We start from the raw sequence: 16,274 nt of genomic DNA on the forward strand, positions 1-16,274 counted from the left end.
ATAAACTGAGATAACAACCGGAATAATCATACCAGCTTGATCAGCTGTACGAGCATTAAACTCTTTTGTGAATCCCATGATGTTAATTCCTGCTTGACCAAGAGCTGGTCCGACTGGTGGAGCTGGAGTAGCTTTACCTGCAGGAATCTGAAGTTTTACAAGTTTTTCGACTTTTTTAGCCATGATATAAAATCCTCCTATTGTGGTTTTGGCGGTAATTTCAGATTTTTACCTCCCACAAATATGCGATAAACGCATACCTTCTAATTATACATGAAAATCAAGAAAAATCAAGCTATATGTTTACTTTTTCCAACTTTTCTTATAGAATAAGGCTATGACATTCTTGAAATTTGCAGCTATATTATTTATCATTTTGAATTTGACCATCTCCATTATCCTTGTCAAACTTTTTCGATTACAAAAAAAAGGCTGGAATTTTGCAGATATTGCCTTTCCCCTCTTTGCGATTGAGTTCTATCTCATTACGGATAAGGCTTACTACCACAGCCTGCTACCCCACCTCTTTCTAGCCCTCTCCATCTTAGCTATTTTTATTGCCTCTATCTTCCTCTGGAAAAGAAAGGACTTTACCTATGCCCGCTTCTTCAAACTCTTCTGGCGAGCAGGCTTTCTGGTAACCTTTCTCATCTACTTAGCTATGACCATTTCCCTTTTCCTTATTAAAAAATAAAGAGTCTTGAACCAGCTGGTTCAAGACTCTTTTTATCTTTTGATTCGTTAGAACTGACAAAGATAGTCCACTATTTTTTGACGAAACGGCTATTCATGGATTTCAAGTGGCTGACCGTCTGGGTCAAAGAAGAAGGCCAACTTCTTGCCATCGAAGTCATCATAACGCAAGCCCTGATGGGGAATCCCTAATTGGTCAAATTCTGCCAGGCAGGCCTCCACATCCTGGACACGAAAGGCTAAATGTCTAAGCCCCGTGTATTCTGGAGAAGGGAAGGCGGGCCGCACGGGCGCCTCTTCCTTAATAAAAATCTCCAAGACCAGATTTCCCTTTTGGACATTGAAGAGAATGTCCTTTTTTTCTGGCCGAATGTGCTCATCCAGCTGTTCAAAACCGAGTTTATTGACATAAAAATCACGGGTTTTCTCATAGTTGCGGCCGATGATGGCCACATGGTGCACTGTATCCAGGTTCATCATTGTGTCTCCAATACCTTTCTAGGCTTGGTCCCTTCAGCTGGACCGATGACGCCAGCCGCTTCCAGTTCTTCCATGAGGCGGGTTGCACGGTTAAAGCCAACAGATAGGCGGCGTTGGATCATAGAGGCAGAAGCCTTCTGGGTTTCCACCACTAGGGCCCTGGCCTCCTCAAAGAGGGGGTCGCCCCCATCATCTCCTGAAGCAGCTGAGCCGGAGTCAAAGTCCGCATCAGACACTTCGCCTGGATCAAAGGTCTCATCGTATTCGGCTTCGGCCTGGTTCTTGATAAAGGTCACAATAGCTTCCACATCTCCATCCGAGATGAAGGAACCCTGCAGACGGACTGGATGACTTTCCCCAATCGGACTAAAGAGCATGTCTCCTCGTCCCAGGAGTTTCTCGGCTCCATTCACATCCAAAATGGTCCGCGAGTCCGTCCCACTAGACACCGCGAAGGCAACCCGCGAAGGCACATTGGCCTTAATCAAGCCAGAAATGACATCCACCGATGGGCGCTGGGTGGCCAAAATCATGTGGATACCTGCTGCCCGAGCCTTTTGTCCCAGACGGATAATGGCATCTTCCACCTCTTTGCTGGCAACCATCATAAGGTCGGCCAACTCATCCACGATGACCACAATCAAGGGCAGTGGAATTTGTTTTTCAGCAGACTGCTTGTTAAATTCCTCCACCTTGGCATTGTAGCCTTCCAAGTTCCGAACACCCACTTGACTAAAGAGCTCATAGCGTTTCTCCATCTCATCCACGACCTTTTGCAGGGCACGCGCAGCCTTTCGGGGGTTGGTCACAACAGGGATGAGAAGGTGGGGAATGTCATTGTAGACAGACAACTCCACCATCTTAGGGTCAATCATCATGAACTTGACCTGATCAGGCCCAGCCTTCATCAAAATAGAGGCGATGATGCCATTGACTGCAACAGATTTCCCAGAACCGGTTGAACCAGCCACCAGTAAATGCGGCATCTTGGTCAGGTCAAAGGAGCGAACCGAACCATTGACCGCCTTACCAAGGGGAATATCCAAAAGCTTATTTGGATCAGTCTTAGACTGTTCCCAGAGTTCGCGGAAGGGAACGGTAGCCACTTCTGAATTAGGCACTTCGATACCAACCAGAGATTTGCCTGGAATCGGCGCCTCAATCCGCACATCCTTGGCCGCCAAGGCCAGGGCCAAATCATCCGCCAGATTGGAAATTCGATTGACCCGAACCCCTACAGCTGGTTTGACTTCGTACTTGGTGACAGAAGGGCCAATTTCAGCCCGCTCAACTGCTACTTTGATGCCGAAACTGGCAAAGGTATCTTCCAAAACCTTGATATTTTCGCGAACAATCTTCTTCTCATTGGCTTGACTCTTGACCTTAATCGGTGCCAAGAGAGCAACTGTAGGTAGTTGATAGGCCAGACGATGCTTGGGTTTAAAGTCAATCACCACATCTTCTGGTTCATCTTCTTCAACCTCATCAGCTCCAAGAATTTCCTCTTGGGCCAAATGGATGGGAAATTCATCTTCCAGAATCTCAGCCCTCGGTTCTGGCTCAGCCTGAATGGATAGGGGAATTCTTTCATCTTCCTGGTCTCTTTCAAGAATTTCACCTGTCTCCAGATCCACATCCTTATCTAATTCTTCCAGCATGCGAGCTTTTCTTTGAGCTTCCAACTCTGCTTCAAAGGCTGCCTCTTCCTCTAGACGCTTGGCTTCCTTGAGGGCTTCCCGTTCAGCCTTTTCCGCCTGTTTTACGGCTCTTTTTTCTGCTCGAATAGCACTTTTAACCTTGTGCTGCTCTCTGAGATAAGCAAAAGCGTCTGCCAAGTCATAGACTGTCCAGGGGCTCATGAAGAAAAGACCAAAGACAATCAAGAGCGCGCCGATAAAGAAGCTGCCCAGATTGGCAAACAGAAAGGAGATCGGCATATAGAAGCCACCACCTAGGAGACCACCACCTAAAAATTCCTTAACCTGTACTAACCTAATCTCTTGAAAGGCCAGACGAACGGTATGCTGAAAGAGCTGACTCCCCTTGTAAGAAAGGTCCAAATAGGCTTGAAATTCCAACAAAACACCCGCCAGAAAAAGAAGAAAACCAGAAATCATTCCCTCATGGCGACTCAGACGGTTCCAAAAAAGCACACCGACAGCCAGGCCTGCTATTAAGACATAAGCTGCACTCCCCGTCACCAGGCGCAAGAGATTGTAGGCTGTCACTCCCACTAGACCTAAACGACTAGCTGCCAAGGCCAACACCAAGAGTAAGCCAATCCGAAAGAGTATCGCTTGAATTTTCTTTCTTTGAGCCAACTCGGCTTTGGTTGGGCGACGAGTTGACCTTCCTTTTTTCATCTTCTTAGACATAATTTCCTCTTTTAAACAATATCATTTCATTTTATCATATTTTTAGCTATTTTTCAGGCAACATGGAAAAATGCACCAATCTGGCGCATCCATTTTCTATAAACCTAGAACTTCTTCTTGGGATGGCGATCAATCACCTGCGGATGATCATCAATAGCTTTTTCCCCTTTTTCTGTCAAGGCATAACCACGAACTTTAAAAAAAGTCCCCAGTTCTTCTTCTGAGAAATGATCCTTCAAGGCCTGATCTAAATCAGCAGCCTTCATTTTAGACAAACCTTTGACATCCTTGCTTTTCAAAATTTTCTTTTTCAAAGTCGCAGAAATATGATCTAGGGAATCAAAGGCTGACTCCTCATAGGCATAGCCCTTTTCAATCAAGGTCTGCATATGGGCAGGTCCATTGATTCCATAGGAATATTCAAAATACTTACTATAAACTGTATCATTGGCAAAGGTTCCAAAACGAATCCGCCAGAGGAGGATAATGTCTCCTGCCAGAAGATCATCGGCCAATAGTTCCATGTTTTTACGCGGGACAGGTTTGAATTCTTCTGTTGCCAAATCACGCTCTGGTGAAATGTAAGGCTTCACCTCAAAATCATCATAAAGTGCCATCTACATACATTCTTTCTTTTTCATTTCTTGGACTAGTATAACACAGTTTTCCCAATTATGGTATAATGGTGTCTGAAGCAGAGACTGGCATTTTGGGCTCATTTTTTATAAAAAAATTTGCCAGAAAAAATGCCTTCTCTTAGCTATACAGAATCTATTTCCAGAAAGGTTACCTATGAAAAAATTTTTATATCTCGCTCTCGCATCCAGTTTCCTATTGGCAGCTTGCTCCTCCAAAACAGATACGACGGCCAGTTCTTCCGAGGCATCATCTACAAGCACTGAAACTACTGCCTCTAACAACTACGCCAAGGATTTAGCCTACGCTATCAACAATCCCAATGCCAACTTCCCGCAATTATCAACAGACATTGCTGACAACGAAGCTGCGGTCAAGGTCAAAACCAGTGCAGGAGATATCACCATTAAGCTCTTCCCAGAAGAAGCCCCTCTGGCTGTCGAAAACTTCCTGACCCACGCCAAGGAAGGCTACTATAATGGGATCATCTTCCACCGCGTCATCAATGGTTTTATGATCCAAGGTGGAGATCCTGATGGTAAGGGTACAGGCGGTCAGTCCATCTGGGCTGGTAAAGACGATAGCATTGATGCAGGAAATGGCTTTAAAAATGAAGTGTCTGCCTTCCTCTACAATATTCGAGGTGCTCTAGCCATGGCCAATGCTGGCGCAGACACCAACGGCAGTCAGTTCTTCATCAACCAAAATCCAGCGGATGCATCTGGCCAGCTGAGCAGCGGAAAAACGCCTGGCAAAATCATCGAAGCCTATAAAAACGGAGGAAATCCAAGCCTGGATGGTGGCTACACTGTCTTTGGACAGGTCATTGAGGGGATGGATGTTGTTGATAAGATTGCCAGTAGCGAAACAGATGCCAGCGACAAGCCAACCAGTGACATCACCATCAACAGCATTGAGATTATCAAAGACTATACCTTCAAATAAATGACAAAAACCAGGTTTTTCCTGGTTTTTTAATATCGTCTGATGGCTGGAGCTTGATAGGTCTGGATAAACTGGGCTATTTCCCCAAGGTCATCTGAAATGAGGACCTTGTCCCGGTCATCTTGGCTGAGAAAGCCTTGACCGACCATCTGATCAAACATTTCTTTTAATGGTTCATAATACCCATTGACATTGTAAAGGATACAGGGACCATCATTCTGCCCCACTCTACCCAAGAGATGACTTCTGAAATTTCCTCTAGGGTCCCTGGACCGCCTGGGAGAGCAATAAAGACCTGGGCTAAATCCATCATCTTGGCCTTTCTCTGGTGCATATCTTCCACGACAATTAAATCCGTCAGACCTGGATGAGCAATTTCTCTCTCCTGAAGAAAGGTCGGAATGACACCGATGGTTACACGACCCTGGGCTATCATGCGATTCGCCATCGCTCCCATCAGCCCTACTTTTCCACCATCAAAGACCAAATCATGTTGCTCAGCAGCCATCCAATCCGCCAATTCCATTGATTTCTCTGCATAAATAGGATGATTTCCCAAACTTGCCCCACAAAAAATCGCAATCTTCATTCTGCAAATCTTCTTTCTAGTTTTTCTTGATGAGTTTGGGCTATTTCTTCCAAGGAAATCCCATATTTGTCTGCCAGGATAAAGATATTATCCAGAACATCTCCCAACTCTTCCTTAATGTCCTCTAAATTCTCGACATCTGATTGGAACAATTCATCTGGACGGTCTCGGCCGATTTCTCTCTTTCGAATAGCTTGGGCTAACTCTCCGACTTCCTCTATCAAGAAGTTACTGCGAATAAAGACATCATACTGGTACCAATTTCGTTTTCTATAAAAATCGCTGATCCATTTTTGATAGGCTTCAATATCCATCACCTTACCTCCACTTCATTTTTCATTATACCAAAACCTGCTATTTTTTTTAAAAAAGAAAATACTAATATAGCGCTGGCCTCCTCTTATAAAATCGCTCTCCCTTTTCATTGAAGTCCATGGTTGGCTGAGGTATAATAAACTGTATACAGAAAGAGGGGACAAAACCATGAAAAAAATTGCCTTTGTTTGTTTGGGAAATATTTGCCGCAGCCCCATGGCTGAGTTTGTCATGAAATCCTTGACCGACCAGGTCTACATTGAAAGTCGAGCCACTTCTAACTGGGAACATGGCAATCCGATTCACAGGGGCACTCGAAATATTTTTAAGGAACATGGCATTGACTACGATGCGGATAAACGATCCATCCCCTTGTCCAAGGCTGATTTTTATGATTTTGATTACTTGATTGGGATGGATGAGCAAAATGTTCGTGATATGCAAGCTGTTGCTCCAGCAGATTGTCAGGATAAGATTCTGCTTTTTGACAAAGATGGTGTGCCCGACCCCTATTATACTGGCCATTTTGAAGCAACCTACCAGCAGGTCACCAAAGGTTGCCAAGACTGGATAAATTTCCTTAAAAAATAGCTTGATACCTTTGTAGTATGGCTCATAAAATGGTAAAATAGGGGCAAAGCAAGCAGAAAGAGATGATAAGATGAAAAAGATTCCACTTGACTTAGATGGATTGCTTGAGCACATCAAGCCCCATCTGACTCGAAAAAATGCTGAAAGGCTCTCTCTGGGCCTGATTATTCTGTGTGCACTGACCCTCTTTATCGGTCGTTTTCCTAGCCAGAAAACCTTGACGCTAGATAAGGGCAATATCGTCTACCATGGAAATGTCCAAGCCAATAAAATGAATGGCCAGGGTAAGATTACCTTTGCTAATGGCGATGTCTATGAGGGCAACTTTAGCAATGGAATGTTTGATGGTAAGGGAAAATTTACAGCCAAGGAAGGTTGGACCTATGTCGGTGATTTTAAAAAAGGTCAGGCAGATGGTCAAGGAAAACTAACAACTCAGACAAAAACTGTCTATGAAGGAACGTTTAAACAGGGGATTTATCAGCATGAAGATTAGATGGTTTGCCTTTATCCGTACAACAGGCCTGGTCTGGGTCCTGCTCTATCATTTTTTTGTCAAGTACTTCCCGGGTGGTTTTGTGGGGGTGGACCTTTTCTTCACTCTTTCTGGTTACCTGATGACAGCCAACCTGATTGACCAGTATGTCCGCAACGAAACGATTGATATAAAATCCTTCTTTAAAAAACGGTTTTATCGGATTTTTCCACCTTTGGTGCTGATGATTTTGGTCGCAACACCCCTGGCCCTGCTGATTCGTAATGATTTCATTGCCAACATTGGGCAGCAGATTACCACGACCTTAGGCTTTGTCACCAATTACTTTGAGATTCTATCGGGTGGATCCTACGAGAACCTGTTCACCCCCCATCTCTTTGTTCATACCTGGACTCTAGCCGTGGAAATTCATTTCTATATTGCCTGGATTTTCGCTGTTCACTTTATGACCAAGAAGGTGGAGAAAGTAGGCCAGCTCAAAGGATTTATCTTTCTTAGCTCCAGTCTCATTGCTCTTGTGAGTTTCCTCTCCATGTTTATTTCCAGCTTCTTTGTCGATGAGTTTTCCCGCATCTACTTCTCCAGCTGGACCCATATTTTTCCTTTCTTCATCGGGGCAGCTCTGGCAACCCTGTTTGGAATTCAAGCAACAACACCAGCCTTCAAGCGATTTAGCAGCTCAGTCCCTCTGAAAAAATTGGGCATTGCTGGGGCTGGATCCCTCTTCATCATGGTGATTCTACTTTTCTTTCTGAAATTTACCAGCATCTGGACCTATCTCTTTGGCTTCCTCCTTTCCAGCCTAGCGACAGCGGTCTTAATTGTGGTAGCTCGGATTCTCCATGAGCGCCTACCAGACCGGAAAGAGCCTGCTGTGCTTGGCTTCATCTCCAATATTTCCTACAGCGTCTATCTGTTCCACTGGCCTTTCTACATTGTCTTTAACCAACTGTTTGGCAATCTAGTAGCTGTTGTACTGACACTCATTTTCGCTCTGATCTTTGCGATTTTCTCCTTCTATGTTTTGGAGCCTTATTTGCTTGGCAAGGATGGAAAACTCTTTGGCACGACCCTTTCCCTCAAACCTTATGGAAAATGGGTAGCCGCAACCGGCCTGATCCTTGCCTTGATTACTTCTGGTATCGCCCTCTTTGCTCCTAAAATCGGCGCCTTTGAAACGGACCTTCTCATCAAGGGGCTCAACCAAGCTGATACACAGATGCACCAAACCAAGACGTTTGCGGAAAAAGGAAAGGCTTCTGCCTTTGAAATCTCCGAAGGTGTCACCATTATTGGAGATTCCGTGACCCTTAGGGCCACACCTCAACTGCAAGCAGCTATGCCAGAGGCCATCATTGACGCCCAGGGTAGTCGCAACACCCTGCAAGCCTATGATATCATGATGACCAGTATTCAAAATTCAACTCTGATGAAGGATGTGGTCATTGCGACTGGGGTCAATACCATCCCTAATTACGAAGAGGCACTAAACAAGATTATCGAAGATTTGCCAAATGGCCACCATCTCATCCTGATGACACCATACGATGGCAACGCACCTTACTACGATGATCCTGTCTCTGAAAAACATACCCAATATGTTTATAGTTTGGCCAAACAGTATGATTTTATTGCTGTCGCTGATTGGAATAAGGTTTCTAAGGCCAATCCTCAAATCTGGGAAGGTAGTGATTATATCCACTTTGGTGGCAACAATGATACCACTATCCAAGGTGGAGCACTTTATACCCAGGCTATCCAGGATGCCTTAGCCATGGCCAAAGACATGCCTGTGAAAAACGTTGTCAAATCAGATGCTGCCACTCCAACAACGGAGGCAACTACTATATTAGAATAAGGAAGAGCTGATGATGTCAGCTCTTTTTTAAACTTCAGATGGTCTTTCAATGATGGTTGCCTAATAAAAAATAAGTTTGAGATTTCCTCAAACTTATTTTTGTTTACTCTGAAAACGCCAGATAAAGCGATAGCGATCATAGATCGGATAAAGACCTAACAGTAGCAACAAGGCCAGTAACCAACCACCAATAATATCTGTCGGAAAATGAACTCCGATGTAGATGCGGGAAATGGCAACTAGAATAGCAAGACCAATCACTAGTATCTGTCCAAAATAACGCCAGAACTTGCTTTGACATCTCTGATAGAGAACGATGGTTAGAACACCTGCAACTAACATCGTCGCAGCTGTATGCCAGCTAGGGAAGGAATAGCCAATGGTACTGATAACCCACTCGATGGTCGGTCTTGGTCTTTGATAAAGGAACTTCAGGGCTGTTGATGCTCCCATCATCAAAAAGAGACTCCCCACCAAGAGGCAGGCTTCCGCCTTCCAGCTCTTCCAGTAGAAAAAGACTGCTAGGATAAATACTAGGCTAAAGAGAGGAATGACATTTCCCAAAACCGTAATAGATGTCCAAAATTGACTGGCTATAGCTGGCAAATCACCACGAATAGCCGTTTGAATGGCTGTATCAAATCCCGTCAGATAAGCAGGATAAAATTTAACCACATATCCCAAAATGACAAAAGCAAGTGCTGCATAAGAAGCGTTTTTATAATGTTTTAGTGAATTTTTCATGCGTTAATGATATCGCATCTTTCTTATAATTTCTTTAAAATTGGTTTCATAGCTCTGTAAACCAAATAAAAGGAAACGGAAAAAATGATTCCTTGAATCAGGTTAAAGGGTAATACCATACCAAAGAGGTAATTGCCAACACCTAAAATTTTTCCAACATCAAAATTGGCAAAGGCGGCATACATTGGCATAGCATAGATATAGTTGAGCACAAGCATCCCCAATGTCAAGCTAATCGTCCCCACCAAACTGGCTTGTACATAGCTTTTCACCGTCGGACTCTTCTTCCAAATCAAGGCCAGAGATAGGATGAAAAAAGCATAAGCTGCCACATTCATAGGCATCCCAATCATGGATGATGGACCGTTGTTATTGAGGAGCAGCTGCAAAACAGAGCGGATGAAGAGAATAGCAATGGAACTCTTCAAATCAAGGACCACCAAACCAATCAAGATTGGTAGGATGGAAAAATCCAGTTTGAGGAAGTCTGCACCCGGTAAAATCTGGAACTGCACATACATCAATAGAAATGATATAGCTGATAGGATGGCAATATAGGCCATCTTGTGTGTGTTGTTTGTCATCGTTGACATAAAAAAATCCTCCAATTTTTGCAAATTAGAGAAGGTGAAAAAGCTCACAAAAAGCCCCTTCGTCTCCTCCCATCCAGACTATACTGTCGGTTGTGGAATCTCACCACATCAGCTTGCACTCGCGGACTTCAAAGGGGCCTTTTCTTCGATACTAGCTTGTCTCGTAGAAAAATGCTCGCTTTGTCACCGCCGGTCGGGAATCTCACCCTGCCCTGAAGACACTTCTATCATATCAAAAAAGCCTCGCAGGTGCAAGGACTTATCATTTTCGGCTCTATTTTAACTTATCTTTTTCATAATGATGGACCAATTCTAGTCCAGCAAAATCTTGCTGCCGCAGGGCCTCATAGACCACCATACAGACAGCATTGGAGACGTTGAGGCTACGAACATGTTCATCATTCATGGGAATGCGCAGGGCCTTTTCCTCATGCTGGCGCATAAAGTCCTCTGGCAGGCCTGTATCTTCCCGGCCAAAGACAAAATAGTGGACCTGGCCATCATCGTAGCGCTCTTCTGAATAAGTGGAGGCTGCAAATTTGGAAACCAAATGAACTCGCCCAGCTTTTGCCTGCTGCATAAACTCATCCAAACTATCATAGAAACGCACGTCCAGCTTATCCCAGTAATCCAGACCAGCCCGTTTCATCTTGCGGTCATCAATGGGAAAGCCCATGGGTTTGATGATGTGTAAGGGCGAATTGGTGGCCGCGCAGGTGCGGGCGATATTACCTGTATTTTGTGGAATTTGTGGCTGGAATAGAACCACATGGTTGCGGGATTTTTCTTCCTGATGGGACAGATCTTCAATATTCATAGTGGACTCCATACAGTTTTTTTACAAAAAAAATGCCACGCTGCCCGGAGTCAAGCTCAGCAAACAGCATGGTGAATGAAAATTCATTCACTTAAATCACAACAGGTTTGATTTAAATTAATGAATAGTACATCATTAGTATAACATAAATTCAGCTCAAATCAAGAAATATGACCAGAATTTTTTCAGATTTTTACTGAAAATCAACAAAACTAGTTTTTGTCAGAATTTCTCTTTAGGCTAAAGTGGTCTGGCACCGGATCCTCGCCCCCCTCCACAAAGGGATGGCAACGTAAGATGCGGGCTAAGCCCATCAAAAAACCTTTGCTTCCATGCTTCTCCAAGGCTTGAATCATGTAGGCCGAGCAGGTCGGTTGATAGCGGCAGGAAGGCGGAAAGAGGGGGGAAATGAAGCGTTGGTAGAGGCGAACCAGCCATATCAAGATTCGTTTCATGATTTTTTCTTGGACACCGCCAGGGTATGAAGGCGACTAACCTCTTTCTTATTGAGACGGCGGGCCTCACCTGGGCGCAGGCCTGTCAAATCCAGGTTGCCAAACTGGGTCCGCGACAGCTTGTCTACCAGTAATCCCACTGCTTCAAACATCTTTTTGACCTGGTGATTACGCCCTTCGTGGATAGTCAATTGTACAACCGATCGATTTTTGACAGGGTCTACCTTAAGAATATCATAGACTGCTGGCTTGGTTTTCTTTCCATCAATAACCACGCCGCGGGTCAGCGGGCGCAAAACTTCCTTGTTGGCAATCCCCTTGACGCGGGCAACATAGACCTTGTCAATTTCATTGCGGGGGTGGACCATCTCATCAGAAAAATCTCCGTCATTGGTCAAAAGAAGAATGCCCGATGTATCCCAGTCCAGACGGCCTACGGGATAAATCCGCTCCTTGACCTGGGGAAGCAAGTCCACGACGGTTTTTCTGCCCTTATCATCTGACACGCTGGAAATGACCCCGCGGGGTTTGTTGAGGAGGTAATAAACCTTCTCTTCATTGTAGATGGGCTGGCCTTCCACCTCCACCTTATCGCCTGATTTAACAGTGGTCGCCAGCTCCCGAACCACCTGGCCATTGATGGTGACCAGGCCTTGCTTAATCAGTTCTTCAGCCTTACGGCGGCTGGCCACACCAGCATGGGCGATGTATTTATTGATTCTCATTTTTTCTTTTGGGAATGCAGGCTTTCCTTGCAGTCCCTTCCTTTCTCGATTTCACAACCGTGTTATGTATTTTCAGGTTCTTCCACTGTTTTTTCAACAAACAATTCTGACTCTTCATCCACCAAGTCCAACTCGGAAACCTCAGGTAATTCAGCCAAATCATTGATGCCCATGTAGTCCAGGAAATAATCGGTGGTCACATACAGATTGGGCCGGCCAATCACTTCTTTTTTCCCATTTTCCCGAATCAAATCAAAGGCTTGGAGCTTGCTGATAGCGCTGCTGGAGTTGACACCGCGAATATCATCTACCTCAATCCTTGTTATGGGCTGTTTGTAGGCAATGATGGACAGGGTTTCAAGTAAGGCCCGGCTCATGGACTGGTTGATAGGGGTCCGCGAGTAGGTCCGCAAGAGCTCTGCATAGTCCTTTTTAGTCACCAACTTGTAGCGCTTGGAAGTTTCCACCAAGGCCAAACCAGAATCCTTATCTCCCTCATATTTCTCTGCTAATTTTTCTAACTGCTGAAGCAGGGCTGATGGCTGCAAATGCAGGAGTTCCGCTAGTTCGCGCACTGTCAATCCATCTTCTCCAGCTACAAATAAGAGGACTTCTAACTCAGCTAAGTGGCTCATCTTCTCTCCTTACCAAATAAATGTCTCCAAATGTTTCTTTCTGCTCCATGCTGATTTCATGGACTTTGACCAGCTCCAGTGTAGCCAAAAAGATAGTAATCAGCTCATTCAGGTCTCGACTTTCCTTGAAGATACTGCTCAAGCTCAAGCGGTTCGATTGGCCAAATTGGCCTCGGACTGCCTCCATCATGTCCTCAATTCTGTACTCATCGCGCGCGATGGTTGTATGAGATTGCCTGAATTCAGCCTGTTTTTCTGCCATGACCTTGGAAAAGGCCAAGAAGAGATCAATGGTCGACTTGTCTTGAACCAGATGGGCATCTTCGTAGACTAGCTCCAACTTGGGTTTTGAAAAATAGTTGGCCCGCTCATCGTGCTGCTCGCCCAGCTTTTGGCTGAGAATCTTGAACTTGCGGTATTCTTCCAATTGGTCCAAGAGAGCTTGCTCAGGATCTTCTTCCTCCAGCACTTCTTCGGCTACCTTGGGTAAGAGCCTGCGGCTCTTAATCAGCATGAGCTGGCTGGCCATGAGCATATACTCGCCCGCCACCTCCAACCGCATGGCGTGCAGGGTGGCTACATAGGCCAAGTACTGCTCGATAACTTCTGTAATTGGGACTTCATAAATGTCTACCTGGTACTTGGAAACCAGATGGAGGAGCAAGTCTAGCGGCCCCTCAAAATCTTTTAACTTAATATCCATTATCTATATTTTTCTAAGCTCATCCGTGATTTCAGCCCCAGTTGCTTGGCCAAATCATCAGGGCTTTTTCCCTTGGCCAATTGAGCCAAAATGAACTGATCGCGCAAGTATTGGGCTGTCCATTCCGAATGGCCAATCAATGCTACAAATTCTGACAGGCGATTGAAAAACCACTGGCGAGAATAGGGCTGACCTTTTTTATCAAAGAGATAGGTTCCCGCAGGCAGGCCCTCAAAATAAGGCAGCAGTTCCTTGGGAAGGGACATGATCCGCTTCCCCTTTTTGGTCTGCAGACTCAGCATCTGAAAATCCAACTGGAGATCCTCTTGGCGCAAAAGAGCTATCTCACTGGGGGTTAAGCCCAAAAGAGCCGCCAGAAGGGCAACCAGCTGCCCCTGGGGATAGGGACTGTCCTGCCAAAGAAGAGACAAATCTTCCGCTGCCTGGACTTCTCCCTTACTCAAAGCTACTGAGGACTTGACCTTCATCTTGTAAAAGCGCTCCACATGCCCCTGCTCATACAAAAAATAGAGAAACTGATTGACAGCTGATAGCTTGCGTTTCTGGACGCTGGGTTTGCAGTCCTGCAGGGAGGCTTGGTAAATGGCCAGTTTAGCTGGAGAAAGCTGATTCTGACAAAGGTCTACAAATTGTTGGAGGTCATAGTGATAGGCTAGGCGGGAATTTTCTGCCAGTTTTTTCCCTGCCAAAAATTCTGAAATATAGTCTTTCATGCTACTTATTTTTTGCGACAATGTCAAATCCATGCACCAGGGCGTTGACGGCTTTCAAAATGGATTTACGGGTGATGATGCCTAAAAACTCATCGCCCTCCCCCAAAACGGGCAGGAAGGATTCATCAATAAGTTTGCGCAAGACATCAGCCAGTTCGTAATTCTCCTTAACAGTAGCCACGTCTCTTTTGGCAATGAGAGAAATATCCTGGTACAATTCTTCATCAGTCAGCTCATTTTCCGCCTGGTATTGGATAATTTCATTGAGGCCAATGGTCCCAACAAAGCGGTTGTCCTCGGTCACCACAGGGACCCGAGAATAGGACATGTGGCTGAGGAGGAGCTTGGCATGGTCCATATTGTGGCTGTCAATGATGACGGCCAGCTTGTCAGCGGGAGTGAGGAAGGTTTCTTCCTGCTCCAATAAAAATCCTTCAATTTTGGGTGAAATCATCGCGGAAATTCCTTTGCTAGTAAGCCGAATTCTTGGTGGTCCAGACTATAAAATCGAACAGAGATACTGTCATCTGAAAAGGTCACCAGAGCATAAAGTTTGACCTGAATGGGGCCTCTTGGCTGCTGGACAGAGCCTGGATTGAGAAAGACAGTCTTTCCCCTTTTCTCCACTGCTGCTGCATGCAAATGTCCATAGAGACAGAGGTCTGCATCCACCTCCTGAGCCCAGTAGTCCAAATTTTGCCAGGTGTAGTTGATGCGGTAAAGGTGGCCATGGGTCTGGGCAATCCGTAGTCCAGCCAGGTCAGTCACCTGGCGAGCAGGATAGCCGCCATCGTAATCACAGTTCCCTTCTACTACTTCGATTCCTTCCCAGATAGGATCCGAACTGGATAGTTCCGAATCCCCATTGTGAAAGATGGCATCAACCTTGCCACGATAATAGTCTTTGAGTTCTTGAACAATGTCCCGATTGCCATGAGAATCACTCATGACTAAGATTGTTTTGCTAGCTCCTCTTGCCATGATGGAAAGGCCTCCACTAATTTTTCTAAGGCTTTTGCCCGATGGGATATCTTATTTTTTTCTTCCAAACTCAGTTCAGCCGATGTTTTGCCACTATCTCCCACGAGAAAGAGCGGATCATAGCCAAAGCCATTCTCACCCTGTGGAGCCGTAGCGATATAGCCCTCCCAGTCTGCTTCGACAACCAAGCTTTGGGCTCCTGGGGCTGCCATCACTAGGGTGCAGTGGAATTGGGCGCTCCGATCTTTTAGTTCAAAGACCATGGCCAATTCATGCAGGAGCTTGGCGTTATTGCTGGCATCTGTGGCATCTGGTCCTGAAAAACGGGCTGACCAGACACCGGGCATTCCGCCCAGCACATCCACCTTGAGCCCAGAATCATCTGCCAAGACCATCTTGCCCGTCAACTCTGCAATGGTTTCCGCCTTCAGTCTGGCATTTTCTTCAAAGGTCAGGCCTGTTTCGGCCACATCTGGAAGATCTGGGTAGGCATTGAGGTTTTCTACCTTGTAGCCCAGCTGGGCAAAGAATTGGCGAAACTCCTTGGTCTTGCCCTCATTCTTAGTGGCAATGAGGATACTATCACCCAAATCAGAGGCCGTCTCGACGGTCTGTCCAAAAAAGTCTGTCAAGGGCAGCCCCTTTTCTGGCAGATAAACTGCGACTAATTTATCACCTTCCACCACTAGAGTTGCGCCAGCTTGCTGACGTAGCTCCAAGGGACGCTGGGTCTTGTCCTTGATTATCTGGATCAAAAAGGATAAGAGGCGAAAGCGGGACTGATAGGACACCACATGGATTTGCAGACCAGACTCCTGAAGTTGGTCAAGCAAGTGATGAAAATCTTTCTGAACTGCTTCAAAGACCTGGTCATCACCAAAGCAAGTAAAGTAATTGAAACCTGCCCAG

21 protein-coding genes, 1 pseudogene and 1 riboswitch are annotated in these 16,274 nt (G+C 45.5%); of the genes and pseudogenes, 5 read left to right on the forward strand and 17 right to left on the reverse strand.

Going from position 1 to position 16,274, the window contains the following annotated elements; all coding sequences use genetic code 11:
- Positions 1–183, reverse strand: a 183-nt coding sequence (locus tag ACEYCN_RS07455; RefSeq protein ID WP_373713662.1) for a 50S ribosomal protein L11, incomplete at its 3' end; no start/stop codon positions are given.
- 154 nt (positions 184–337) lie between these two features.
- Between ACEYCN_RS07455 and ACEYCN_RS07460 the strand changes: the two genes are divergently transcribed.
- Positions 338–694, forward strand: coding sequence for a DUF3397 domain-containing protein (locus ACEYCN_RS07460; RefSeq protein WP_373713663.1), 357 nt, complete (start codon positions 338–340; stop codon positions 692–694).
- Positions 695–783: 89 nt separating this feature from the next.
- Here ACEYCN_RS07460 and ACEYCN_RS07465 read toward each other — a convergent pair whose 3' ends face one another.
- The 3 genes from ACEYCN_RS07465 to ACEYCN_RS07475 form a co-directional block, all read right to left on the reverse strand.
- A complete protein-coding gene (locus ACEYCN_RS07465) occupies positions 784–1,170 on the reverse strand; it encodes a VOC family protein (RefSeq protein WP_373713664.1) in 387 nt (128 codons plus the stop codon).
- Positions 1,170–3,548 (reverse strand): DNA translocase FtsK, encoded by a 2,379-nt coding sequence (locus ACEYCN_RS07470; RefSeq protein ID WP_373713665.1) that lies wholly within the window; start codon positions 3,546–3,548, stop codon positions 1,170–1,172. The genes ACEYCN_RS07465 and ACEYCN_RS07470 overlap by 1 nt, the downstream gene beginning before the upstream one ends.
- 104 nt (positions 3,549–3,652) lie before the next feature.
- Positions 3,653–4,165, reverse strand: a complete 513-nt coding sequence (locus ACEYCN_RS07475; protein ID WP_373713666.1) for a hypothetical protein — start codon at positions 4,163–4,165, stop codon at positions 3,653–3,655.
- Between the two features lie 175 nt (positions 4,166–4,340).
- Between ACEYCN_RS07475 and ACEYCN_RS07480 the strand changes: the two genes are divergently transcribed.
- On the forward strand, positions 4,341–5,129 hold the full coding sequence (locus ACEYCN_RS07480) for a peptidylprolyl isomerase (protein ID WP_373713667.1): 789 nt from the start codon (positions 4,341–4,343) through the stop codon (positions 5,127–5,129).
- Positions 5,130–5,158: 29 nt separating this feature from the next.
- On the opposite strand, the pseudogene ACEYCN_RS07485 reads toward ACEYCN_RS07480, so the two are convergent.
- Both ACEYCN_RS07485 and ACEYCN_RS07490 read right to left on the reverse strand, forming a co-directional pair.
- Positions 5,159–5,718: pseudogene (locus ACEYCN_RS07485) on the reverse strand (TIGR00730 family Rossman fold protein).
- Positions 5,715–6,032, reverse strand: coding sequence for a MazG nucleotide pyrophosphohydrolase domain-containing protein (locus ACEYCN_RS07490; RefSeq protein ID WP_373713682.1), 318 nt, complete (start codon positions 6,030–6,032; stop codon positions 5,715–5,717). Before ACEYCN_RS07490 ends, ACEYCN_RS07485 begins: the two are co-directional and overlap by 4 nt.
- A gap of 169 nt (positions 6,033–6,201) precedes the next feature.
- Here ACEYCN_RS07490 and ACEYCN_RS07495 point away from each other — a divergent pair, with 169 nt between their 5' ends.
- The 3 genes from ACEYCN_RS07495 (at position 6,202) to ACEYCN_RS07505 (ending at position 8,978) form a co-directional block, all read left to right on the forward strand.
- Positions 6,202–6,624, forward strand: coding sequence for a low molecular weight protein-tyrosine-phosphatase (locus ACEYCN_RS07495; protein ID WP_373713668.1), 423 nt, complete (start codon positions 6,202–6,204; stop codon positions 6,622–6,624).
- 70 nt (positions 6,625–6,694) lie between these two features.
- Positions 6,695–7,120: a hypothetical protein gene (locus tag ACEYCN_RS07500; protein WP_373713669.1), complete on the forward strand. Its 426-nt coding sequence runs from the start codon at positions 6,695–6,697 to the stop codon at positions 7,118–7,120.
- Positions 7,110–8,978, forward strand: coding sequence for an acyltransferase family protein (locus ACEYCN_RS07505; RefSeq protein ID WP_373713670.1), 1,869 nt, complete (start codon positions 7,110–7,112; stop codon positions 8,976–8,978). Before ACEYCN_RS07500 ends, ACEYCN_RS07505 begins: the two co-directional genes overlap by 11 nt.
- 93 nt (positions 8,979–9,071) lie before the next feature.
- Here the strand turns inward: ACEYCN_RS07505 and ACEYCN_RS07510 are convergent, their stop codons facing one another.
- The 11 genes from ACEYCN_RS07510 to ACEYCN_RS07560 all read right to left on the reverse strand — a co-directional run.
- The gene (locus ACEYCN_RS07510) at positions 9,072–9,722 is read right to left on the reverse strand and encodes a phosphatase PAP2 family protein (RefSeq protein WP_373713671.1); all 651 of its coding nucleotides are present in this window, start codon (positions 9,720–9,722) and stop codon (positions 9,072–9,074) included.
- Positions 9,723–9,745: 23 nt separating this feature from the next.
- Positions 9,746–10,315 carry an ECF transporter S component gene (locus tag ACEYCN_RS07515; RefSeq protein WP_373713672.1) on the reverse strand — a complete coding sequence of 190 codons (570 nt, stop codon included), beginning with the start codon at positions 10,313–10,315 and terminating at the stop codon, positions 9,746–9,748.
- 57 nt (positions 10,316–10,372) lie between these two features.
- Positions 10,373–10,539: riboswitch (FMN riboswitch) on the reverse strand.
- A gap of 50 nt (positions 10,540–10,589) precedes the next feature.
- Positions 10,590–11,132 (reverse strand): tRNA (cytidine(34)-2'-O)-methyltransferase, encoded by a 543-nt coding sequence (locus ACEYCN_RS07520; RefSeq protein ID WP_373713673.1) that lies wholly within the window; start codon positions 11,130–11,132, stop codon positions 10,590–10,592.
- A gap of 212 nt (positions 11,133–11,344) precedes the next feature.
- Positions 11,345–11,587, reverse strand: a complete 243-nt coding sequence (gene yidD / locus ACEYCN_RS07525) for a membrane protein insertion efficiency factor YidD (RefSeq protein WP_373713674.1) — start codon at positions 11,585–11,587, stop codon at positions 11,345–11,347.
- A complete protein-coding gene (locus ACEYCN_RS07530) occupies positions 11,584–12,312 on the reverse strand; it encodes a pseudouridine synthase (protein ID WP_373713675.1) in 729 nt (242 codons plus the stop codon). The genes yidD and ACEYCN_RS07530 overlap by 4 nt, the downstream gene beginning before the upstream one ends.
- 62 nt (positions 12,313–12,374) lie before the next feature.
- Positions 12,375–12,947: an SMC-Scp complex subunit ScpB gene (gene scpB, locus ACEYCN_RS07535; RefSeq protein ID WP_373713676.1), complete on the reverse strand. Its 573-nt coding sequence runs from the start codon at positions 12,945–12,947 to the stop codon at positions 12,375–12,377.
- A complete protein-coding gene (locus ACEYCN_RS07540) occupies positions 12,931–13,650 on the reverse strand; it encodes a segregation/condensation protein A (RefSeq protein ID WP_373713677.1) in 720 nt (239 codons plus the stop codon). The genes scpB and ACEYCN_RS07540 overlap by 17 nt, the downstream gene beginning before the upstream one ends.
- Positions 13,650–14,384, reverse strand: a complete 735-nt coding sequence (xerD, locus tag ACEYCN_RS07545) for a site-specific tyrosine recombinase XerD (RefSeq protein WP_373713678.1) — start codon at positions 14,382–14,384, stop codon at positions 13,650–13,652. Before xerD ends, ACEYCN_RS07540 begins: the two co-directional genes overlap by 1 nt.
- Position 14,385: 1 nt before the next feature.
- Positions 14,386–14,838, reverse strand: a complete 453-nt coding sequence (cbpB, locus tag ACEYCN_RS07550) for a cyclic-di-AMP-binding protein CbpB (protein ID WP_373713679.1) — start codon at positions 14,836–14,838, stop codon at positions 14,386–14,388.
- A complete protein-coding gene (locus ACEYCN_RS07555; RefSeq protein WP_373713680.1) occupies positions 14,835–15,365 on the reverse strand; it encodes a metallophosphoesterase in 531 nt (176 codons plus the stop codon). Before ACEYCN_RS07555 ends, cbpB begins: the two co-directional genes overlap by 4 nt.
- Positions 15,335–16,274: nucleoside-triphosphate diphosphatase (locus tag ACEYCN_RS07560; RefSeq protein ID WP_373713681.1), on the reverse strand; the 940-nt coding region annotated here is incomplete at its 5' end. The genes ACEYCN_RS07555 and ACEYCN_RS07560, both read right to left, overlap by 31 nt.

It is taken from the genome of Streptococcus sp. (assembly GCF_041802885.1).
In the GTDB taxonomy this organism is placed as follows: Bacteria; Bacillota; Bacilli; order Lactobacillales; family Streptococcaceae; genus Streptococcus.